17 protein-coding genes and 1 tRNA gene are annotated in these 21,102 nt (G+C 61.0%); 11 read left to right on the forward strand and 7 right to left on the reverse strand.

Features of this window, described 5'->3' with window-relative positions; translation table 11 throughout:
• Window positions 1-223 precede the first annotated feature (223 nt).
• Window positions 224-1,036 (reverse strand): DUF72 domain-containing protein, encoded by an 813-nt coding sequence (locus IEX53_RS02735; RefSeq protein WP_188821233.1) that lies wholly within the window; start codon window positions 1,034-1,036, stop codon window positions 224-226.
• A 225-nt stretch (window positions 1,037-1,261) separates the two neighbouring features.
• Window positions 1,262-4,186, reverse strand: a complete 2,925-nt coding sequence (gene uvrA, locus IEX53_RS02740; protein WP_188821234.1) for an excinuclease ABC subunit UvrA — start codon at window positions 4,184-4,186, stop codon at window positions 1,262-1,264.
• A 656-nt stretch (window positions 4,187-4,842) separates the two neighbouring features.
• Here uvrA and IEX53_RS02745 point away from each other — a divergent pair.
• Complete coding sequence (locus tag IEX53_RS02745) at window positions 4,843-5,361, forward strand: single-stranded DNA-binding protein (RefSeq protein ID WP_188821235.1); 519 nt, start codon at window positions 4,843-4,845, stop codon at window positions 5,359-5,361.
• Window positions 5,362-5,521: 160 nt separating this feature from the next.
• Here the strand turns inward: IEX53_RS02745 and IEX53_RS02750 are convergent, their stop codons facing one another.
• The 3 genes from IEX53_RS02750 to IEX53_RS02760 are packed head-to-tail and all read right to left on the reverse strand — an operon-like array spanning window position 5,522 to window position 6,839.
• The gene (locus IEX53_RS02750; RefSeq protein WP_236016004.1) at window positions 5,522-5,953 is read right to left on the reverse strand and encodes a type II toxin-antitoxin system HicB family antitoxin; all 432 of its coding nucleotides are present in this window, start codon (window positions 5,951-5,953) and stop codon (window positions 5,522-5,524) included.
• Window positions 5,950-6,174 carry a type II toxin-antitoxin system HicA family toxin gene (locus IEX53_RS02755; protein WP_373288530.1) on the reverse strand — a complete coding sequence of 75 codons (225 nt, stop codon included), beginning with the start codon at window positions 6,172-6,174 and terminating at the stop codon, window positions 5,950-5,952. Before IEX53_RS02755 ends, IEX53_RS02750 begins: the two co-directional genes overlap by 4 nt.
• 38 nt (window positions 6,175-6,212) lie before the next feature.
• Complete coding sequence (locus IEX53_RS02760; protein WP_188821236.1) at window positions 6,213-6,839, reverse strand: MarC family protein; 627 nt, start codon at window positions 6,837-6,839, stop codon at window positions 6,213-6,215.
• Window positions 6,840-7,109: 270 nt separating this feature from the next.
• Here IEX53_RS02760 and gyrA point away from each other — a divergent pair, with 270 nt between their 5' ends.
• On the forward strand, window positions 7,110-9,875 hold the full coding sequence (gyrA, locus tag IEX53_RS02765; RefSeq protein WP_188821237.1) for a DNA gyrase subunit A: 2,766 nt from the start codon (window positions 7,110-7,112) through the stop codon (window positions 9,873-9,875).
• 358 nt (window positions 9,876-10,233) lie between these two features.
• Here the strand turns inward: gyrA and IEX53_RS02770 are convergent, their stop codons facing one another.
• Window positions 10,234-10,386, reverse strand: coding sequence for a hypothetical protein (locus IEX53_RS02770; RefSeq protein WP_188821238.1), 153 nt, complete (start codon window positions 10,384-10,386; stop codon window positions 10,234-10,236).
• 200 nt (window positions 10,387-10,586) lie between these two features.
• Here IEX53_RS02770 and coaD point away from each other — a divergent pair, with 200 nt between their 5' ends.
• From coaD to tgt, 5 genes are all read left to right on the forward strand, one after another.
• A complete protein-coding gene (gene coaD / locus IEX53_RS02775; protein WP_188821798.1) occupies window positions 10,587-11,081 on the forward strand; it encodes a pantetheine-phosphate adenylyltransferase in 495 nt (164 codons plus the stop codon).
• A gap of 15 nt (window positions 11,082-11,096) precedes the next feature.
• A complete protein-coding gene (locus IEX53_RS02780) occupies window positions 11,097-11,690 on the forward strand; it encodes a peptidylprolyl isomerase (RefSeq protein ID WP_188821239.1) in 594 nt (197 codons plus the stop codon).
• 141 nt (window positions 11,691-11,831) lie between these two features.
• Window positions 11,832-12,344, forward strand: a complete 513-nt coding sequence (locus IEX53_RS02785) for a peptidylprolyl isomerase (RefSeq protein WP_188821241.1) — start codon at window positions 11,832-11,834, stop codon at window positions 12,342-12,344.
• Between the two features lie 62 nt (window positions 12,345-12,406).
• Window positions 12,407-13,480 (forward strand): tRNA preQ1(34) S-adenosylmethionine ribosyltransferase-isomerase QueA, encoded by a 1,074-nt coding sequence (gene queA, locus IEX53_RS02790; RefSeq protein WP_188821243.1) that lies wholly within the window; start codon window positions 12,407-12,409, stop codon window positions 13,478-13,480.
• A gap of 54 nt (window positions 13,481-13,534) precedes the next feature.
• Window positions 13,535-14,668 carry a tRNA guanosine(34) transglycosylase Tgt gene (gene tgt / locus IEX53_RS02795; protein ID WP_188821245.1) on the forward strand — a complete coding sequence of 378 codons (1,134 nt, stop codon included), beginning with the start codon at window positions 13,535-13,537 and terminating at the stop codon, window positions 14,666-14,668.
• 39 nt (window positions 14,669-14,707) lie between these two features.
• On the opposite strand, the gene IEX53_RS02800 is transcribed toward tgt, so the two are convergent.
• Window positions 14,708-15,259: a TetR/AcrR family transcriptional regulator gene (locus IEX53_RS02800; RefSeq protein WP_188821247.1), complete on the reverse strand. Its 552-nt coding sequence runs from the start codon at window positions 15,257-15,259 to the stop codon at window positions 14,708-14,710.
• Between the two features lie 152 nt (window positions 15,260-15,411).
• On the opposite strand from IEX53_RS02800, the gene IEX53_RS02805 reads away from it, so the two are divergent.
• The 4 genes from IEX53_RS02805 to IEX53_RS02820 all read left to right on the forward strand — a co-directional run bounded on the left by IEX53_RS02805 (window position 15,412) and on the right by IEX53_RS02820 (window position 21,059).
• Complete coding sequence (locus IEX53_RS02805) at window positions 15,412-16,557, forward strand: efflux RND transporter periplasmic adaptor subunit (RefSeq protein WP_236016005.1); 1,146 nt, start codon at window positions 15,412-15,414, stop codon at window positions 16,555-16,557.
• Between the two features lie 9 nt (window positions 16,558-16,566).
• Window positions 16,567-19,635 carry an efflux RND transporter permease subunit gene (locus IEX53_RS02810; RefSeq protein ID WP_188821249.1) on the forward strand — a complete coding sequence of 1,023 codons (3,069 nt, stop codon included), beginning with the start codon at window positions 16,567-16,569 and terminating at the stop codon, window positions 19,633-19,635.
• 227 nt (window positions 19,636-19,862) lie between these two features.
• Window positions 19,863-20,855 carry an LLM class flavin-dependent oxidoreductase gene (locus IEX53_RS02815; RefSeq protein ID WP_188821251.1) on the forward strand — a complete coding sequence of 331 codons (993 nt, stop codon included), beginning with the start codon at window positions 19,863-19,865 and terminating at the stop codon, window positions 20,853-20,855.
• Between the two features lie 128 nt (window positions 20,856-20,983).
• Window positions 20,984-21,059, forward strand: a tRNA-Lys gene (locus tag IEX53_RS02820).
• Window positions 21,060-21,102 lie beyond the last annotated feature (43 nt).

Consider the following 21,102-nt stretch of genomic DNA (forward strand, 5'->3'; position numbering starts at 1 on the left):
TGCCCGCGTCAGCGGGCGGATGGGGGTGGTGACGTTTGCGCTTGCTTCGAAGACCGTGGCGCAAACGTCACCACCCCCACCCGACCCTTCGGGCCACCCTCCCCGCAAGGGGGAGGGAAGGTGCGAACCCGCCAGCGGCTTCGCTAAAATTCGTATTTCCGTATAAAAACAATCACTTACTTAAATTCACTGAATCAATCCGCCAACAACCTTCATTGTAACCTCATCCAGCCTTCTCAACCCGCTCCATGAACGCCCGCGCCGCATTGGGCGCCCGTATCTTCCCCTCATGGATGAAATACACGAACACATCGCGCGGCTCGGCGGGCGCTTTGCTCTGCGGATCGGCACAGGCCAAATCATCCGGCGCGCCGCCCTTCGCCCAGAGTTCCGCGCGCTCCATCCAGCGGTCGAGCGCGGAGGGCGAATAGGCGGTGGGGATATTGTCGTCGCCCTTTTGCAGCCGGGCATAGACGAAATCGGCGGTGACGTCGGCGATTTCAGGATAGTCGAAATGCTCCGCGCAGGTGACCGCCACATTATATTTGCGGGCGAGCGCGACGAACTCCGGCACGGCGAAAGAGGGATGGCGCACCTCCACCGTATGGCGCAGCTTCAGCCCGTCCTGCTTTTCCGGCAACAACTTCAGGAACGCCTCGAAATCTGCCTCATCGAACTTTTTCGTCGGCGCGAATTGCCAGAGGATCGGCCCGAGATGCGGCCCAAGCTCGGTAACGCCCTGGGTCAGGAAGCGCTCCACCGACTCCCCGGCTTCCGCCAGCACGCGCCGGTTGGTGACGAAGCGATTGCCCTTGAGCGAAAAGACGAATCCATCAGGAACCTCGCTCGCCCATTTGGCGAAGGTCTCCGGTTTCTGCGAACCGTAATAGGTGCCGTTGATCTCGATGGTGGCGAGCTGCCGGCTGGCATATTCCAGTTGCTTTTTCTTGGGCAGATCGTCCGGATAGAACGTCCCCTCCCATGGCTCGAAGGTCCACCCGCCAATGCCTGCCCTGATCGTGCCTTTGGTTGCCATGGCCTTTGCTCCTGTTCAGAGGATTCTAAGAAATGCCGACGGGACAGAACCCCCCTCTGTCCTGCCGGACATCTCCCCCACAAGGGGGGAGATTGGCCTTCATTCGATGACGACGCTTTATTCTGCAACATCAGCGATTGGCGAAAGCGGACCTCTCAGCCGATCTCCCCCCTTGTGGGGGAGATGCCCGGCAGGGCAGAGGGGGGTGCTGCGCAGCACGATCCACTACTCCGCCGCTTCCGCCTTGCGCTTCGGTCGCCGTTCCAGCAACTCCTTCAGGAAGTGCCCGGTATAGGACCGCGGCTCCTTCACGATGTCCTCCGGCCTGCCGACGGCCACGATCTCGCCGCCGCCGTCACCACCCTCGGGACCGAGGTCGATCACCCAGTCGGCGGTCTTGATGACTTCGAGATTATGCTCGATCACCACCACCGTGTTGCCCTGGTTGACCAGCTCGTGCAGCATTTCCAGGAGCTTCGCCACGTCGTGGAAGTGCAGGCCGGTGGTTGGCTCGTCGAGGATATAGAGCGTACGGCCGGTCGAGCGCTTCGACAATTCCTTGGCGAGCTTGACGCGCTGCGCCTCGCCGCCCGAAAGTGTCGTCGCCTGCTGGCCGACCTTGATATAGCCGAGGCCGACATCAAGCAGCGCCTGCAGCTTGTCGCGTACGGCGGGCACGGCGGAGAAGAACTCGACGCCTTCCTCCACCGTCATGTCGAGCACATCGGCGATCGACTTGCTCTTGAAGGTCACTTCCAGCGTCTCGCGATTGTAGCGCTTGCCATGGCAGACATCGCAGGTGACATAGACATCGGGCAGGAAGTGCATCTCGATCTTGATGACGCCGTCGCCCTGGCAGGCCTCGCAGCGCCCGCCCTTGACGTTGAAGGAGAAGCGGCCCGGCTGATAGCCGCGCGCCTTCGCCTCCGGCAGCCCGGCGAACCAGTCGCGGATCGGCGTGAACGCGCCGGTGTAGGTGGCGGGGTTGGAGCGCGGAGTGCGTCCGATGGGCGACTGGTCGATATCGATCACCTTGTCGAGATGCTCGAACCCGTCTATGCGGTCATGCTCCGCCGGGTGCTCGCGCGATCCCATGATACGCCGCGACGCTGCCTTGTACAGCGTCTCGATGAGGAAGGTAGACTTGCCGCCGCCCGAGACGCCCGACACTGCGGTGAAGGTGCCAAGCGGGATTTCGGCGGAAACGTTCTTCAGATTGTTGCCGCGGGCACCGATCACCTTGATGCGCTTCGTCTTGGAGATGGGCCGCCGCTCGCCCGGCACCGCCACTTCGCGCGCGCCGGAGAGATATTGCCCGGTCAGCGATTTCGGGCTCGCCATAATCTCCTCGGGCGTGCCTTGCGCGATGATCTGGCCGCCATGGACGCCCGCCGCCGGGCCGATATCGACCACATAATCGGCAGTCAGGATCGCGTCTTCATCATGCTCGACCACGATAACCGTATTGCCCAAGTCGCGCAAATGCCGGAGCGTGTCGAGGAGCCGCGCATTGTCACGCTGGTGCAGGCCGATGGAGGGCTCATCCAAGACATAGAGCACGCCTGTCAGCCCCGAGCCGATCTGCGACGCCAGCCGGATGCGCTGGCTCTCTCCGCCTGAAAGCGTGCCGGAATTGCGCGACAGCGTCAGATAATCGAGGCCGACATCGTTGAGAAAACGCAGCCGCTCCCGGATTTCCTTGAGAATGCGCGCCGCGATCTCCCGCTGCTTCTCATTGAAGGTCCCGTCGATATCGCGGAACCAGGCATCCGCCTTGCGGATCGACATTTCCGTGATCCCGCCGATATGGAGCTTGCCGATCTTCACCGCCAGCGCCTCCGGCTTGAGCCGGTAGCCATTGCAGGCGGGGCAGGGGCTGGAGGCCATGTAACGCTCGATCTCCTCGCGCGACCAGGCCGAATCCGTCTCCTTCCAGCGCCGCTCCAGATTGGGGATCACGCCTTCGAAAGTCTTGGTGGTCTGGTAGGACCTGAGCCCGTCATCATATTGAAAGGTGATCTCGCGGCCCTTGGTGCCGTAGAGGATCGCCTGCTGCGCCTCTTCCGGAAGATCGCGCCAGCGCGCGCCAAGCTTGAAGCCATAGGCTTTGCCGAGCGCCTCCAGCGTCTGGTTGTAATAGGGGGACGAGGACTTCGCCCATGGCGCAATCGCGCCGTTCTTCAGCACTGCGTTTTCGTCGGGCACGATCAGGTTCGGGTCGATGGCCTGCTGCGAGCCGAGCCCGTCGCAGGTCGGGCAGGCGCCGAACGGATTGTTGAACGAGAACAGCCGCGGCTCGATCTCGGGAATGGTGAAGCCGGACACGGGGCAGGCGAATTTCTCCGAGAAGAGAATGCGCTCATGCGTCTCGTTGGCCGATTTATTGGCAGAGCCGCCTTCGGATGTCTCTTCCGGGGGGAGGGGCTTGTCGGCGAATTCCGCAATCGCCAGCCCGTCCGCCAGCCTCAGGCAGGTCTCGAGACTGTCGGCGAGGCGCGAGGCGAGATCATCGCGCACCACCACGCGGTCCACCACCACATCGATGTCGTGCTTGTATTTTTTGTCAAGCGCCGGCACGTCGGCAATCTCATAGAAAGTGCCGTCCACCTTGACGCGCTGGAAGCCCTTCTTCTGCAGCTCCGCCAGCTCTTTTTTATATTCACCCTTGCGCCCGCGCACCATTGGCGCGGTGATGTAGAGCCGCGTGCCCTCCGGCAGTGCCATGACGCGGTCCACCATCTGGCTCACCGTCTGGCTCTCGATCGGCAGGCCCGTGGCCGGTGAATAGGGCACGCCGACGCGCGCGAAGAGCAGGCGCATATAATCGTAGATTTCGGTGACGGTGCCGACCGTGGAGCGCGGGTTGCGGCTCGTCGTCTTCTGCTCGATGGAGATGGCGGGAGAAAGCCCGTCGATCTGGTCGACATCGGGCTTCTGCATCATTTCGAGGAACTGGCGCGCATAGGCCGAAAGGCTCTCGACATAGCGCCGCTGTCCCTCGGCATAAATCGTGTCGAAGGCGAGCGACGACTTGCCGGAGCCGGAAAGGCCGGTCATCACGATGAGCTTGTCGCGAGGCAGGTCGAGATCGACATTTTTCAGATTATGCTCGCGCGCACCGCGTATGGAGATGAATTTCTGATCGCTCATTCGCGCCCCTGCCAATCCTGTCATTCGCGAAATTCAGTGGATGCCGGAATGTTCCTTATCACCGGAACAAATATCGAACAACCGTCACCTGACATAAGCCACGCAAAATGTGATGACAAGATCGTTGACGAAAGCTCCTGACAGGCACACTATCCAATGGTGATCGAAGGCAGGCAATGATGGCCGGATGGACGAGCCGCCATCGCGAAATTCCACCTTCGGTCGGGAAGGGAATTGACAGGAGGAAGAGGCATGAGTCCACCTGATAGTTCATCCAAGGCTTGAGCCGCCCATAGGCGACGCGTTCAAGCCGGCTACTGAAAAATTCGGACATTTGATAAAGGAAACGGACGTTTCCTTGAGAGTTTGCTGGTGAATCACTACCGGCAAAAAGGGTGATCCCCAATCCGGCCCCGCGCGCGAACGGACAGAAGCGGCGGGGCCAATTTTGTAAATGAACGCAAATTGGTCGATGGTGGGAGGCGGGTTTGGATCGCCATTTTCACCGATGACCCTTGCATTTTTCGCCGAAATTACCTAGAACAAATATAGAACAATAACTCTGTGGATAGTCACGGGCGAATTGCCATACGGATGCGCGCCCTGCGCCTCGCTCCTGTATGGTGCGGGGAAACACAAAAGTTGGAGTGGGTTTTATGGCAGGTAGCGTCAACAAGGTCATCCTCGTCGGTAATCTCGGAGCGGATCCGGAAATCCGGCGCCTGAATTCCGGTGATATGGTCGCCAATCTGCGCATCGCGACGTCGGAGACCTGGCGCGACAAGCAGTCGGGCGAGCGCAAGGAAAAGACCGAGTGGCACAGCGTCGTCATCTTCAATGACAATCTCGCCAAGGTGGCCGAGCAATATCTGAAGAAGGGCGCGAAGGTCTATATCGAGGGCTCGCTTCAGACCCGCAAATGGCAGGACCAGAACGGCAACGACCGCTACTCGACGGAAGTGGTGCTGCAGAAATTCCGCGGCGAGCTGCAGATGCTCGACACCCGCGGGGAGGGTGGCTCCGCCGGCGGCGGACGCTTCGAAGGCGGCAGCCGCGGCGGCCAGATGAACGATTATTCCGACCAGGGCGGCTCGGATTTCGGCCGCTCCAGCCCGTCGCAGGGCGGCGGTGGCGGCGGCTTCTCGCGCGATCTGGATGATGAAATTCCGTTCTGAGTCGCCGTCTATGGTCGCGTGGATTGCCTTTCGAAATGAGAAGACCCGTGGTCTAGAAGGCATGTCCATTTTTTCGATTGTTGCCTGGAGCAACTAAAAGGGGGCGGCTTGATCGCCCCTCGCATCATGGTGCCGCTGGAGTAGCAATGAATATGGTATCTTAGGCTGCTCTTTTTTCGTGTACTTCAAGATCAATCACTCGTCCGAGCGCTGCGAAAGCGGCTTCAAGCTGTTCGAGCCTGGATTTGTGATCGAGCCTGAACAATCTATCGACAGATTCTCTTTTCCATTCGAGCCGTCGCGCCAGTTCAGCGCGCGTTATTCCCGCAGCTCGAAGCGCCCAGTAAAGATTAACCTTGAGCGCTGTGAGCAATGGCAGGGCAATCCATTCTCCCTCCGCTTCTTCGGGCACGGGTATATCTTCACCATCGTCGATCATGCTTGCGAGCGCCGTTTCGATGGCGTCAACGGCGTGTGCGCGGGCCTGCTCGATGGTTTCACCAAAAGTTGCGACGATGGGTAGCTGGGGGCAGAGCACAAGGAATGTGCCGTTATCGTCGGGCGTGAGTTCAATTCGATAGCCTAGCATCATTTTAGTCCTAACTGCTTTTTGATCGCATTGACCAAGCCGGTGCCGAGTTCCTTGCCGCCGCCGTGCATCGGCAATTCCGATTTTTTATCCTTGTAGCGGACGATCAAATGGCCAGACCCGCCCTTCTTGGCCTCGAAGGTGCAGCCCTGGGCGGCGAGCCATTTCTTGAACTCTTTGCTGTTCATAAAAATAGTATATTCCACATAAATGTTGAAGTCCACATTTATGTGGAATCCAAGCTAAGTCAGGCACTACGGGCTCACCCCACCACCAGCGCCTTCACGCCATCCGCGACGAACTGCACCGCCAGCGCGGCGAGGATGACGCCGAGGAGCCTTGTCAGGATCGATCGGCCGGTTTCTCCGAGGAAACGGTCGATCCGCTCGCCGAGCAGAAGCACCAGATAGGTGAGCACGATACAGGCGAGGAGGATCAGCACCAGGATCAGCCGCGAGCCCGTATCGTGAAACGAGCCGCCGAGCAGGATGGTCGCCGAAATCGCGCCGGGGCCGGCTATGAGCGGGATCGCCAGCGGGAAGGCCGCGATGTTGCGGATGTGATCCTTGGTGATTGCCACCTCAGCGCTCTTTTCCTTCCGCTCCTGGCGCCGCTCGAAGATCATGTCGAAGGCGATCCAGAAAAGGAGCAAGCCGCCCGCGACGCGGAACGCGCCGATGGTGATGCCAAACACGCCCAATATCTGCGCCCCGGCGACGGCGAAGAGCGCCAGCACGCAGAATGCGATGATGCTCGCCCGCAGCGCCACCTGTCCGCGCGCCTTGCGGTCCATGCCCGTGGTCAGCGCCAGGAACAGCGGCGCCAGCCCCGGAGGGTCGATGGTGACCAGCAGCGTGACGAAGGCGCTCAGGATTGTGTCATAGACCATCGGATGCTTTCCGCTGAAAAATGGAGCAGGGCAGTATGAGAATAGGCGGGCGGGATAATATGTCCGCGTAAAACATATTCCCTTGCGCCCCAAGACAAGCCCGATCATGGCCCGATTGTGGCAGGTGATTCTCACACCTTCGTATATCCGTTTCTATCGCATTGAAATATAAGGCCAATTATCCCCCGTGAAAAGGCCTGTTTATTGGTGTTTCCGGGCGATTTCCGCTATAAGGGCTGGATCGATTCTCGCATGAAAGACCTTTGAACAGTGTCAGATCAAACTCCGCCGCCTGGTCCGCAAGATCCCAACGGCATTGAGCCGATTTCCATTGTCGAGGAGATGCAGACCTCCTACCTCGCTTACGCGATGAGCGTGATCGTGAGCCGCGCTCTGCCCGATGCGCGCGACGGGCTGAAGCCTGTCCATCGGCGCATTCTCTACGCCATGAACGAGATGGGGCTGGACTGGAACCGCCCCTACCGCAAGTCCGCCGGTGTGGTCGGCGAGGTGATGGGTAAATACCATCCCCATGGCGACGCCTCGATCTACGACGCGCTGGTGCGCATGGCGCAGGATTTCTCTCTGCGCGATCCGCTGATCGACGGGCAGGGCAATTTCGGCTCCGTCGATGGCGATCCCCCGGCGGCTATGCGTTATACCGAATGCCGCCTCGAGAAGCTTACCGAGACGCTGCTTGCCGATATCGACAAGGAAACGGTCGATTTCCAGGATAATTATGACGGCCGCGAGCACGAGCCGACCGTTCTTCCGGCGCGCTTCCCCAATCTGCTGGTCAACGGCTCGGGCGGCATCGCCGTCGGCATGGCGACGAACATTCCGCCGCACAATCTCACCGAGATCATCAATGGCTGCATCGCGCTCATCGATAATCCGGAGATCGACCTGCCGGAGCTGATGGAGATCATTCCGGGGCCGGATTTCCCCACCGGCGGCATCATCCTGGGCCGCGCGGGCATCCATTCGGCCTACAGCACCGGGCGCGGCTCCGTCATCATGCGCGGGCGCGTGCATGTCGAGCCCATGCGCGGCGACCGCGAGGCCATCGTCATCACCGAGATTCCCTATCAGGTGAACAAGGCGACGATGATCGAGAAGATGGCCGAGCTGGTGCGTGACAAGCGCATCGAGGGCATTTCCGATCTGCGCGACGAATCCGACCGCGAGGGCTATCGCGTCGTGATCGAGCTGAAGCGCGACGCCGTGGCCGATGTCGTGCTGAACCAGCTTTACCGCTATACGCCGCTGCAAAGCTCGTTCGGCGTCAACATGGTGGCGCTCAATGGCGGCAAGCCGGAGCAGATGACGCTGCTCGACCTGCTGCGCGCCTTCGTCTCCTTCCGCGAGGAAGTGGTCAGCCGCCGCACCAAATATCTTCTGCGCAAGGCGCGCGACCGGGCGCATGTCTTGGTCGGTCTCGCCATCGCCGTCGCCAATATCGATGAGGTCATCAATCTGATCCGCCGCGCGCCCGATCCTTCGACCGCGCGCGAGCAGTTGATGGAGCGCCGCTGGCCGGCCATGGATGTGGCGCCGCTGATCGCGCTCATCGACGATCCACGCCACAAGCTGAACGATGACGACACCTATTTCCTCTCCGAGGAGCAGGCGCGCGCCATTCTCGAGCTGCGGCTGGCGCGCCTGACCGGGCTGGGCCGTGATGAAATCGCCGATGAACTCAACACCATCGGCGAGGAAATCCGCGATTACCTGGATATCCTCGGGTCCCGCATTCGCATCATGAATATCGTCAAGGACGAGCTTGTCGCGCTTCGCGACGAGTTCGGCACGCCGCGCCGCACCGAACTGGGCGAGGGCGGCCCCGAGATGGACGATGAGGATCTGATCGCCCGCGAGGACATGGTCGTCACCGTCAGCCATGCCGGCTATATCAAGCGCGTACCGCTCGCCACCTATCGCGCGCAGCGCCGCGGCGGCAAGGGCCGCTCGGGCATGGCGACGCGGGAGGAGGATTTCGTCACCCGCCTGTTCGTGGCGAGCACCCACACGCCGGTGCTGTTCTTCTCCTCGCGGGGCATTGTCTATAAGGAAAAGGTCTGGCGCCTGCCCATCGGCACGCCGCAATCGCGCGGCAAGGCGCTCATCAACATGCTGCCGCTGGAGCAGGGCGAGCGCATCACCACCATCATGCCGCTGCCCGAGGATGAGGATAGCTGGGCGAACCTCGACGTCATGTTCGCGACGACGCGCGGCACGGTGCGGCGCAACAAGCTCTCCGACTTCGTTCAGGTCAACCGCAACGGCAAGATCGCGATGAAGCTGGAGGAGGAGGGCGACGAAATCCTCTCCGTCGATACCTGCACCGAGTTCGACGATGTGCTACTGACGGCGGCGGGCGGCCAGTGCATCCGCTTCCCTGTCACCGATGTGCGCGTCTTCGCGGGCCGCAATTCCATCGGCGTGCGCGGCATCAACCTGGCCGAAGGCGACAAGGTTATCTCCATGGCCATCCTCCACCATGTCGATGCGACGCCGGCCGAGCGCTCCGCCTATCTCAAGCGCTCGATCGCCGAGCGCCGGGCGCTGGGTGCGGAGGACGCGGAAGATATCGTGGTGGTGGGCGAGGATGTCGGCACCGATGCCGAGCTTTCCGAAGAGCGCTATCAGGAACTGAAAGCGCGTGAGGAAACCGTCCTGACCATCAGCGAATATGGCTATGGCAAGCGCTCGTCATCCTATGAGTTCCGCATCTCGGGTCGCGGCGGCAAGGGCATCCGCGCCACCGATACTTCGAAGACGGACGAAATCGGCAAGCTCGTCGCGCTCTTTCCCGTCGAGGCGAAGGACCAGATACTTCTGGTGTCGAACGGCGGCACCCTGATCCGCGTCCCCGTGGACGGCATCCGCCTCGCCGGCCGCTCCACCAAGGGCGTCACCATCTTCAAGCCCGCCGATGGCGACCGGGTGGTCTCCGTCGAGCGCATCTCGGAATCCGAAGGCGACGATGTCGAGGAGATCGAGAGCGAGACCGGCGAAGACGGCGGAGAGGCTTAGAGTGGTTCATGTTTTGATGGAATCGCGTGAATTCCGTTTTGGGACCGTTGTTGTGATGGAGACGTAAAGGAATGGATCCCAGTGACAAGCACTGGGATGACGGGTTGCTTTGCTGTTGGCAAGCCAAACCTTCGGCTTTCCCGCTTGGCAGAAGCATATCCGGTAGCGGAAAAACATCTCCCACTCGTCATCCCAGTGCTTGTCACTGGGATCCATTCCTCTACGGTGGCGTGGCCGCAACGTCAAAAGGATGAGCCAACCGTTTCGATCCAAGGTAAAAGGCTTCAAGAATCAAGAAAGGCGACGCTTGGGGGAAGCGCCGCCTTTCTCGTTTTGGCTGGAGGGCCAGGTAAACTTGTTATTTGCGCCCGCGAGGCAGGCGGCGCATGGTGCTGATGTCGAAGACCGGCTCTGCGATGCGCGAGCGCGCGGCGTTTTCCTCGAGCAGCAGGATGATTGCCGCAACGGTCATCGAGATCATCATGGACAGCGAGAGCAGAAATATCAGCATCGGACTTTCCTTTCGCAACCACTACGCTTTAACACGAAAAAAGTTGCATAATCGTTGTCCCATATTGTCAAATGCATCTGAATTGCGCGTGAAACTCCTGTTCATCTTGAATTCATAATTTGTTGAGGCCCGTTTCTTTTTGTATGGGAGGCGTGGATCGAAACATTGAAACCCGTTTCCAAACGCGTTACGCCAGTCTCATGACCATCGCCATCTATGCCGGATCGTTCGATCCCGTGACCAACGGCCATCTGGATGTCCTCAAGGGTGCGCTGCGCCTTGCGGATGAGATTGTCATGGCCATTGGCATCCATCCGGGCAAGAAGCCGCTCTTTTCCTTCGATGAGCGCGAGAAGCTGATCGGCGAGGCGGCGAGGGCTCTTCTTGGATCGGACGCTAAGCGAATTCGCGTGGTTTCGTTCGATGGGCTTGTTATCGATGCCGCCAAAAAACATGGCGCGGCGCTGATGGTTCGCGGTCTGCGCGACGGCACGGATTTCGACTATGAAATGCAGATGGCCGGCATGAACGGCGCGATGGCGCCAGATATCCAGACCGTCTTCCTCCCGGCAAGCCCGGGATCGCGCGCCATCACCGGCACTCTCGTGCGCCAGATCGCCTCGATGGGCGGCAATGTCGGGCCATTTGTCCCCAAAGCCGCGGAGCGGGCGCTCAAATCCAAATTCCAATCCTGAATGGAGAAGACTTCCATGAAACTGTTCCGTTTGAGCATGGCTGCTATCGCCATGGTCGCGTTCACGCTGGTGGCGTCCCTGTCCGCCCGTGCCGCCGACCCGGAAAACACGCTGGTCCTCACCCTGAAATATGGAGATGTGGCGATCGCGCTGCGCCCGGACCTCGCGCCCAAGCATGTCGCGCAGATCAAGAAACTGGTGCGCGAAGGCGCCTATGATCACGTCGCCTTCCACCGCGTCATCCCCGGCTTCATGGCGCAGACCGGCGACGTGGAATTCGGCAATACCCAGAAGGGCTTCGATGCCGCGCACGTCGGCACCGGCGGCTCCAAGCTGCCTGATCTGCCGGCCGAGTTCTCGAAGGAGCCCTTCGTGCGCGGCACGGTCGGCATGGCTCGCTCGGCCAACCCGAATTCCGCTAACTCGCAATTCTTCATCATGTTCGGTGACGGCTCCTTCCTCAACGGCCAGTACACCGTCATCGGCAATGTCGTCAGCGGCATGGACGCCGTCGACAAGATCAAGAAGGGTGACGAAGCCAATAATGGCGCGGTCAAGGACCCTGATGAGATCATCAAGGCCGTCATTCAGGCGGATGTGAAGAAGTAAAAAAGCGTCAGCGCCGAAGCGGAAGCTCTGGCGTTGTATCACGCGGCCACCTAAATGCGTTTGCGAGCCAGGCCTGGTGCCTGGCTCGCACAATGCGATTAACACCAAGAGCCGATTTCCAACTGACCAAAGGAGACTGAAATGGCTTACAAAGATTCCGAGAATACGCTCGTCCTGGAAACCACCAAGGGCAATGTCGTCATCGAGCTTTATCCCGATCTGGCGCCCGGCCATGTCGAGCGCATCAAGGAACTGGCGCGCGAAGGCGCCTATGACGGCGTAGTCTTCCACCGCGTCATCGACGGCTTCATGGCGCAGACCGGCGACGTGCGCTTCGGCAAGACCGGCGGCGCGAACTTCAATCCGGCCCGCGCCGGTATGGGCGGCTCCGACAAGCCGGACCTGAAGGCGGAATTCACCAACGTCAACCACAAGCGCGGCACCTGCTCCATGGCCCGCAGCCAGAGCCCGAACTCGGCCAACTCGCAGTTCTTCATCTGCTTTACGGATGCACCGTGGCTCGATCGTCAGTATTCGGTCTGGGGCCAGGTGATCGAAGGCATGGACAATGTCGACAAGATCAAGAAGGGCGAGCCGGTGAGCGAGCCGGACTCGATCGTGACGGCGCGGATCGCGGCTGATATAGCAGCTTAAATGAAAAGGCTGGCGGGACAGCGCCCCCCTCTGTCCCGCCAACATTTCCAACTGAGCAAGCCATGCGCGTAGACCTGTTCGATTTCAATCTGCCGGAAGAGCGGATCGCGCTTCGCCCGACGGAGCCGCGTGATTCCGCGCGCCTTCTGCATGTCAGGCCTGGCGAACTCCTCGCGGATTTGCACGTTCATGACCTGCCCGACCTGCTCCAGCCCGGCGATGCGCTGGTATTCAATGATACAAAGGTCATTCCAGCCCAGCTCGAAGGCATCCGCGAGCGCGAAGGCACGGTGGCGCAGATCAGCGCTACCTTGCATATGCGCGTCGGGCCGGATCGCTGGAAGGCGTTCCTGCGCCCCGGCAAGCGTGTGAAGGAAGGCGAGCGGATACGCTTCGGCCATGGCGGGGCGAGTTGCTATCTCGGTACGCTCGATGCGATCGTCGCGGAAAAAGGCGAGGCGGGCGAGGCGCTGCTGGTCTTCGACCTGAGCGGCGCTATGCTGGACGAGGCGATTGCCACGGTGGGGCACATCCCGCTGCCGCCTTATATCGCCTCCAAGCGCCCTGAGGACCAGCGCGACCGCACGGATTACCAGACCGTCTATGCGCGGGAAGAAGGAGCGGTCGCCGCACCGACCGCCGGGCTGCATTTCACGCCGCAACTGCTCGAAAGGCTGAGGGAGCGCGGTGTCGAGGAACATTTCGTCACGCTCCATGTCGGAGCGGGGACGTTCCTGCCGGTGAAGGCCGACGATACCGACGACCACAAGATGCATTCCGAAATCGGCCATGTCTCCGAGGCCACCGCCGATGCGCTCAATCGCGTGCGAACCAATGGCGGGCGAATCGTCTGTGTCGGCACTACTTCGCTCAGACTTCTCGAAAGCGCTGCGGACGAGAATGGCGCTATGCGGCCATGGTCGGGCGCGACGGATATTTTCATCACCCCCGGCTACCGCTTCCGCGCGGTCGATGGTCTGATGACGAACTTCCACCTGCCGCGCTCGACGCTGTTCATGCTCGTCTCGGCTTTTTCCGGACTTGAGACGATGCGCGCGGCTTATGAGCACGCGATCCGGGAAAACTATCGCTTCTATTCCTATGGCGACGCAAGTCTTTTGATGCGCAGCATTTAATGCAACGTCAGGTGATTTCACCTGACTGCAAAATGCTGTATGGCCTGCGTCATCATGATGACCAAAGACTTCCAGTTCAAGCTTCTTGCCACCGATGGCGCGGCGCGGCGCGGTGAAATCACCATGCCGCGCGGCACCGTCCGCACCCCTGCCTTCATGCCTGTCGGCACCGGCGGCACCGTCAAGGCCATGTATATGGACCAGGTGCGCGACCTCGGCGCTGACATCATCCTTGGCAACACCTATCATCTGATGCTGCGCCCCGGCGCGGAGCGTGTCGCGCGCCTTGGCGGTCTGCACGAGTTCGCCCGCTGGCCCGGGCCGATCCTGACCGATTCCGGCGGCTTTCAGGTCATGTCGCTGGCGCAGTTGCGCAAGCTGAACGAACATGGAGTCACCTTCCAGTCGCATATCGATGGCCGCGCCTACGAGATGACGCCCGAGCGCTCCATCGAAATTCAGGGCCTGCTCGATTCGGATATCCAGATGCAGCTCGACGAATGCGTCGCGCTGCCGGCATCCGAAAAGGACATCGAGCGGGCGATGGAGCTTTCGCTGCGCTGGGCGGAGCGCTGCAAGACGGCCTTCGGCGAGCAGCCGGGCAAGGCAATGTTCGGCATCGTGCAGGGCGGCGACAATGCGCGCTTGCGCGAGCGTTCGGCGACTGCGTTGAAGGCGATGGATTTGAAGGGCTATTCGGTCGGCGGTCTTGCGGTGGGCGAGCCGCAGGCAGTGATGCTCGACATGCTGGATGTTGTCTGCCCGATCCTGCCTTCGGAAAAGCCGCGCTATCTCATGGGCGTCGGCACGCCGGACGACATATTGAAATCGGTCGCGCGCGGTATCGACATGTTCGACTGCGTCATGCCGACCCGCGCCGGCCGCCACGGTCTAGCCTTCACGCGCTACGGCAAGATCAACTTACGCAATGCCCGTCATGCGGAGGATCATCGTCCGCTGGACGAGCAATCCGATTGCCCCGCCACGCGCGACTATAGCCGCGCCTACCTGCACCATCTCATCAAGTCGAACGAGTTCCTGGGCGCCATGCTGCTCACCTGGAACAATCTCGCCTATTACCAGAAGCTGATGCAAGGCTGCCGAGACGCCATCGAGGCGGGACGTTACGCGGATTATGTTGCGGAAACCCAGGCGGGATGGGAGCGGGGAGATATCGCGGCGCTGTAGGCGTCCGTGCCCCCGTGCCCTGATAATCGGTCCTCTGGCCTAAGCCTTCTCACGCCCCAACAACCCCGTCAGCCGCTCAATTACCAGCTCCCGCTCCGCATCGGTCAGGATATCGCAGTCGAAAAGCTGCATGGAGCGCATGCCTTCGACGGCAAGGAAGGTAATGAGGGCCACGGCCAGGTCGCTCGAACGCGACTGCATCCGGTCGAGCAATTGCCTGTTGTAGCGGCGGATGGGGTGAATGAAATCCGGATTCTCTGCCAGCGCCGCCAGAACGCCCGAGGGCGGCGGCTCCTTGTGGCATTGTTCTATGCGGAAGACTTCGAGATAGGCTTCCGCGACGCCATTGGGCGCATTTTGCCGCTTTTCGTCCTCGGCGTTGAGCGCCGCCTCGTGCTCTCTCAGATGCTCCTCGACCACCGCCTCAAGCAGTTTTGCCTTGGTCGGAAAATGATAGAGGAGGCCACCCTTGGAAAGACCCGCGCGGGCGGCGGCGGCATCAAGCGAGAGATGCGCTGGCCCCACTTCCTTGGCCAGGGCCGTGGCAGCCTGCAGGATTCTCTCGCGCGCCGACAATTTTTTACCGTACATCTAGAACTTTCAGCGTACACATCCGGTTGACAATACCGTCCAGACGGTACAGTAATCCGCGCTTGGAATTCAACTTAAAACGATTGCCCTCGCCATGACGTGATTGGCGTGCAGGCATTCCGAAGTCATGCCCGCTCTGGAGCCTCCCACCGATGCGTCGCCTTCTTCCCTTTTTGCTTCTCCTGCTCGTCCTGGCCGTTTGCGGCGGGCTTGTCTGGTTCAACCTGATCTTCAAGCCTGAGATGGTCGCGAGCTATTTCGCGAACATGAAGCAGCCGCCGCAGACGGTTTCCACCATCACGGTCAAGCCGGAGAAATGGGACCCTTATATCGAGGCGATCGGCACTGTGAACGCTTCCGAGGGCGTGAACCTGACCGTTCAGGTCGCCGGGATCATCAAGCAGATCAATTTCAAGGCCAATCAGCGCGTCAAGCAGGGCGATCTTCTCGTCCAGCTCGATGACAGCATCGAGCAGGCCGATATGGCTTCGGCGCAGGCCGACGCCGCCTTGAAGGATATCAACCTGCGGCGCGCCCAGACGCTGGCTTCTCAGCGTGTCGGCTCCGTCTCGGATGTCGATACCGCGCGGGCTCAGGCCGAGTCGGCGCAGGCGACCGTGGCGAAGCTCCAGGCGACGGTCGACCAGAAGCGTCTGGTTGCGCCGTTCTCCGGCACGATCGGCATTCCGCAGATTGATGTCGGCCAGTATCTGCAGCCAGGGACCACGGTTGCCACGCTGCAGAACCTCGACACGATGCGGGTGGATTTCACCGTTCCCGAACAGTCGCTCGGACAGCTGAAGATCGGCCAGTCGGTCAGCGTCAACCTTTCCGACGACAACAAGGCCATCAGCGGCAAGATCACCGGCATCGACCCGCGCATCGATCCCTCGACCCGCCTCGTTTCCGTGCGCGCCCAGGTGGAAAACTCCGGACGCAAGCTGACGCCCGGTCAATTCGTGCATGTCCAGGTGAAGCTGCCGGAAGAGAACAACATCATCGCCCTGCCGCAGACGGCGGTGACGACCAGCCTCTACGGCGATTACGTCTTCGCCGTGCGCGAGGCTGAGGCCAAGGACGGAAAGCCGGCGGAAAAGGGAGCGGACGGCAAGCCGGCCCAGGTGCTGGCGCAGGTCTTCGTCAAGCTCGGGCGCCAGTCCCATGGCCGGGTGGAAGTCACGAGCGGCCTGAAGGACGGCGACATCATCGTCGACGCCGGCCAGAACCGCCTGAGCGCGGGCCAGCATGTGGTCATCGACAACACCGTCAATCCCTCTGACGCGCTGAAACAGCAATAGGGCGACGCCATGAGCTTTTCGGACATATTCATTCGCCGTCCCGTGCTTGCCACGGTCGTCGCCCTGATGATCATTCTTCTGGGCGCGCTGGGCATCTCCAACCTCTCGGTTCGCGAATACCCGAAGGTGGATGAGACGGTTATCACCATCACCACGTCCTATCCGGGCGCCAATGCGGACCTGATCCAGGGCTTCATCTCCTCGCCCATCGCGCAGGCCGTGGCGACAACCGAGAACATCGACTATGTGACGTCCTCGAGCGCGGCTTCGACGAGCACCGTCAGCGTGCATATGCGCCTTGGCGCCAATCCTGACGCGGCGCTGACCGAGGTTATCTCCAAGGTCAACCAGGTGCGCGGAGAACTGCCGGAGGAAGCCAAGGATCCCGTCATCCTCAAGGGGACGGGCCAGAGCTTCGCGACCATGTATCTGGCCGCGCAGAACCCCAACATGACCAACGAGCAGATCACCGAATATCTCGACCGGGTGATCAAGCCGCGCCTTTCCACGGTTCCCGGCGTGGCCGAGGCGCAGATCCTCGGCGGGCAGACCTATTCGATGCGCGTCTGGCTCGACCCCATCCAGCTCGCCGCCCGCAATATCACCGCGGCCGAAGTGCTGGGCGCGATCAACGCCTCGAACTTCCTGTCGGCTCCCGGCAAGACCAAGAACCAGTTCGTCAGCACCTCGATCCTGCTGAAGTCCACGCTGCAGACGCCGGAAGCGTTCGGCAACATGGTGGTCAAGTCCGATGGCGACAGCATCGTGCGGCTGCGCGATGTCGCCAAGGTCGAGCTTGCGGCGGAGAGCACCGACACCATCGTCCGGTTCAACGGCAAGGACGGCACCTTCCTCGGCATCATGCCGACCCCCGGCGCCAACCCCATCGACGTGGCATCCGCGGTCCGCAAGGAATTGCCCAACATCCAGGCGTCGCTGCCTGAGGGCATGTCGCTCGTCATCGTCTATGACGCGACCGAACAGATCAGCTCGTCGATCCACGAGGTGTTCACCACCATCGGCGAAGCTGTCGCCATCGTCGTCATCGTCATCATCCTGTTCCTGGGCTCGTTCCGCTCGGTCATCATTCCGATCGTGACGATCCCGATCTCGCTCATCGGCGTGTGCTTCTTCCTCTACGTGCTGGGCTATTCGATCAACCTGCTCTCGCTTCTTGCGATGGTGCTGGCCATCGGCCTCGTCGTCGACGACGCCATCGTGGTGCTGGAGAATATCCACCGGCACATTGAAGAGGGCCTCAAGCCCATCGACGCGGCGTTGAAGGGCATGCGGGAAATCACCGGGCCGATCATCGCCATGACGATCACGCTCGCGGCCGTGTTCGCGCCGCTTGGCTTCACCGGCGGCCTGACGGGCTCGCTCTTCCGTGAGTTCGCCTTCACGCTCGCCGGCGCGGTCATCATCTCCGGTATCGCCGCGTTGACGATCTCGCCGATGATGTGCGCGCGCATGCTGTCGCATGGCAACGCCTCGCGCTTCCAGCAGTTCATCGACGGTACCTTCGGGCGCTTCGAGAATTGGTATGCCCGCCGGGTTGAGGGTTCGCTGAACTATCGCCCCATCACGCTGCTGATGGTTCTCGCGCTGGTGGGGGTGACGGGCCTCCTGTTCATGCACACCAGCACGGAGCTTGCGCCGGAAGAGGATTCGGGCGCGCTCTTCGCGCAGATCCAGGGTCCGAAATACGCGACCTCGCAATATATGAAGCTCTATTCCGACCAGATGGACAATATCACCAAGGATATTCCGGAGCTTCGGGCGCGCTTCCAGATCGTTGGCATGGATGGCGGCACCAATTCCGGTATCGCGCTCTGGGCGTTCAAGGATTGGTCGCAGCGCACCAAGTCGCAGAAGCAATTGCAGGAGGAAATCACCCAGCGCCTCTCGAAGCTGGCGGGCGTGCAGGCTTTCGCCTTCGCGCTGCCTTCGCTGCCGGGCGCCGGCGGCGGCCTGCCCATCTCCGTCGTCATCCAGTCCACCGGCCCCGCCGACCAGGTCTATGAGATGGCGGAGAAGATCAAGAACGAGGCGCAGGCTTCCGGCCAGTTCATCATCGTGCAGAACTCGCTGTCCTATGACTCGCCGCAGACGACGGTCACTATCGACCGCGACCGCGCGGCGGCGCTGGGCGTCAAGGTCAGCGACATCGGCCAGACGCTGGGTCTGCTGACCGGCGGCGCGTCGGTCGCCAAGTTCGACCGAGACTCCAACAGCTATGACATCATCACGCAGGTGCCGGACTCGTACCGCGCCAATCCGGACAGCCTGGGGGCATTTTATGTGCGCAGCGCCTCGGGCGGGATGATTCCGCTGAACTCGGTGATCAAGATTTCCGAGACTGCGGCGCCGGCGGCGATCGAGCAGTTCAACCAATTGAACTCCGCCACGATCTCCGCCCTGCCGATGCCGAGCGTGACGTCGGGGCAGGGGCTGCAGACAATTGTCGACATAGCCCGGAAGAACCTGCCGGAAGGCTACTTCATCGACTATTCCGGCCAGTCGCGGCTTGAGGCCACGCAGGGCAATACGATCCTCATCGCCTTCATCCTGGCTGTCGTGGTCATTTATCTGGTGCTGGCGGCACAGTTCGAGAGCTTCCGCGATCCCTTCATCATCATGATGTCGGTGCCGCTGTCGATCTTCGGCGCCATCGTTCCGCTGAACTTGGGGCTCGGTACGCTCAACATTTATACGCAGGTGGGGCTCATCACGCTCGTAGGCCTGATCACCAAGCACGGTATCCTCATGGTCGAGTTTGCCAACCAGCAGCGAGAGTTGCACGGCATGACACGGCGTGAGGCGATTGTCGAAGCTGCCAAGACCCGTCTGCGCCCGATCCTGATGACCACGGCGGCGATGGCCCTCGGCGTCGTGCCGTTGATCATCGCTACCGGCGCGGGCGCCGCGGCGCGCTACTCCATGGGCCTCGTGATCTTCACCGGCATCCTGGTTGGAACGATCTTCACCCTCTTCGTGGTGCCGATGTTCTACACCTATATCTCCAAGAAGGAGGGGCTGGCCGAGGAAATGGGCGAGCCGGAGCCTGCGCATCACTGAGCATGATCCCGAAAAGTCGCAGACTTCCAGGTAAGATCATGCGGCTCTAGGACGACAGTTCACCGAAACTTGCATTTACGAAAATGGGCGACGCCGGTTATCTCTGATAACCGGCGTTTTCTTTTGAGCATGATCTCGAAAAGTTGCAGACTTTTTGGATAAGATCATGCGGCTTGGAGATTATTTTTTCTAAATGCATGGGAGTTTTTCCCGTGTGAGGGGATATCATGAGCAGCATACCGTTATCGGTTCTCGATCTGTCGCCCGTTCCAGAGGGAGGCGATGTGGGGGAATCCCTGCGCAATTCGCTCGATCTGGCCCGTAATGCCGAACGTTTTGGCTATCGGCGCATCTGGTTCGCCGAGCATCACGGCATGCCGGGCATCGCCAGCGCGGCGACTTCGGTGGTAATAGGCTATGTGGCAGGAGGCACCTCGACCATCCGCGTCGGCGCGGGCGGCATCATGCTGCCCAATCACGCGCCGCTGTTGATTGCCGAACAGTTCGGCACGCTCGCCGCGCTTTATCCGGGCCGAATCGATCTCGGTCTCGGGCGTGCGCCGGGCACCGACCAGTTGACGGCAAGGGCGTTGCGCCGCAATTTGAGCGGCGATGCGGACTCTTTTCCGCAGGATGTTCAGGAGCTCCTGTTTTATTTCGATCCGGCTGAAGAAGGCCAGCGCATACGCGCCGTGCCGGGCGAGGGGCTGGAGGTCCCGGTCTGGATTCTGGGATCGAGCCTTTTCGGCGCTCAACTCGCCGCGATACTTGGCCTGCCTTACGCCTTCGCCTCGCACTTTGCGCCCGCCGAGATGGAGCACGCGATAGAGCTCTACCGCGCCCAGTTCCGGCCGTCGCGATATCTCGACAAGCCCTATCTGATGCTGGGCGTGAACGTCTTCGCCGCTGAAACGGATGCCGAGGCGAAGCTGCTCTTCAGCTCGCTGCAGCAGGCCTTTGTGAACCTGCGCATGGGCCGCCCCGGACTGCTTCCTGCGCCTGTCGAGAACTACGAGGAGGGGTTGGACCAGACGGCGCGCGCGTTGCTTCGCCATGCGCTGTCCTGCTCTTTCGTCGGCGCGCCGCAAACCGTCAAGCAGGACCTCGACGCTTTCATCGCTCGCACCCGTCCCGATGAACTTATGGTCACGGCGCAGATTTTCGACCACGCCGCTCGCATCCGTTCGTTCGAGATATTGGCGGATGTGATGGGTTTGTGACAGGAGCCGGCCTTACCACGCAGAAATCGCTCCCGATTTTCGTGTGGCACGGCGCAGAATGCTGTTGACCCGCGCGGCTCACGCCCTTATGTTCCGCGCGACTTCCCGGGGACACCCCGTCCTCTAGGGAGCGCGTAGCTCAGCCGGTAGAGCAACTGACTTTTAATCAGTAGGTCCAGGGTTCGAATCCCTGCGCGCTCACCAAAAACACCAAGAAAATCAATCATTTAGAAATCTCCACCTACTG

This window comes from Paramesorhizobium endophyticum (assembly GCF_014640615.1).
Lineage (GTDB): Bacteria > Pseudomonadota > Alphaproteobacteria > Rhizobiales > Rhizobiaceae > Paramesorhizobium > Paramesorhizobium endophyticum.

What these genes read in the sequence shown, in the direction of transcription:
- IEX53_RS02735 (WP_188821233.1), bottom strand. Translation starts at nt 1,036, where the DNA reads ATGGCAACCAAAGGCACGATCAGGGCAGGCATTGGCGGGTGGACCTTC.
- uvrA (WP_188821234.1), bottom strand. Translation starts at nt 4,186, where the DNA reads ATGAGCGATCAGAAATTCATCTCCATACGCGGTGCGCGCGAGCATAAT.
- IEX53_RS02745 (WP_188821235.1), top strand. Translation starts at nt 4,843, where the DNA reads ATGGCAGGTAGCGTCAACAAGGTCATCCTCGTCGGTAATCTCGGAGCG.
- IEX53_RS02750 (WP_236016004.1), bottom strand. Translation starts at nt 5,953, where the DNA reads ATGATGCTAGGCTATCGAATTGAACTCACGCCCGACGATAACGGCACA.
- IEX53_RS02760 (WP_188821236.1), bottom strand. Translation starts at nt 6,839, where the DNA reads ATGGTCTATGACACAATCCTGAGCGCCTTCGTCACGCTGCTGGTCACC.
- IEX53_RS02770 (WP_188821238.1), bottom strand. Translation starts at nt 10,386, where the DNA reads ATGCTGATATTTCTGCTCTCGCTGTCCATGATGATCTCGATGACCGTT.
- coaD (WP_188821798.1), top strand. Translation starts at nt 10,587, where the DNA reads ATGACCATCGCCATCTATGCCGGATCGTTCGATCCCGTGACCAACGGC.
- IEX53_RS02780 (WP_188821239.1), top strand. Translation starts at nt 11,097, where the DNA reads ATGAAACTGTTCCGTTTGAGCATGGCTGCTATCGCCATGGTCGCGTTC.
- IEX53_RS02785 (WP_188821241.1), top strand. Translation starts at nt 11,832, where the DNA reads ATGGCTTACAAAGATTCCGAGAATACGCTCGTCCTGGAAACCACCAAG.
- queA (WP_188821243.1), top strand. Translation starts at nt 12,407, where the DNA reads ATGCGCGTAGACCTGTTCGATTTCAATCTGCCGGAAGAGCGGATCGCG.
- tgt (WP_188821245.1), top strand. Translation starts at nt 13,535, where the DNA reads ATGATGACCAAAGACTTCCAGTTCAAGCTTCTTGCCACCGATGGCGCG.
- IEX53_RS02800 (WP_188821247.1), bottom strand. Translation starts at nt 15,259, where the DNA reads ATGTACGGTAAAAAATTGTCGGCGCGCGAGAGAATCCTGCAGGCTGCC.
- IEX53_RS02805 (WP_236016005.1), top strand. Translation starts at nt 15,412, where the DNA reads ATGCGTCGCCTTCTTCCCTTTTTGCTTCTCCTGCTCGTCCTGGCCGTT.
- IEX53_RS02810 (WP_188821249.1), top strand. Translation starts at nt 16,567, where the DNA reads ATGAGCTTTTCGGACATATTCATTCGCCGTCCCGTGCTTGCCACGGTC.
- IEX53_RS02815 (WP_188821251.1), top strand. Translation starts at nt 19,863, where the DNA reads ATGAGCAGCATACCGTTATCGGTTCTCGATCTGTCGCCCGTTCCAGAG.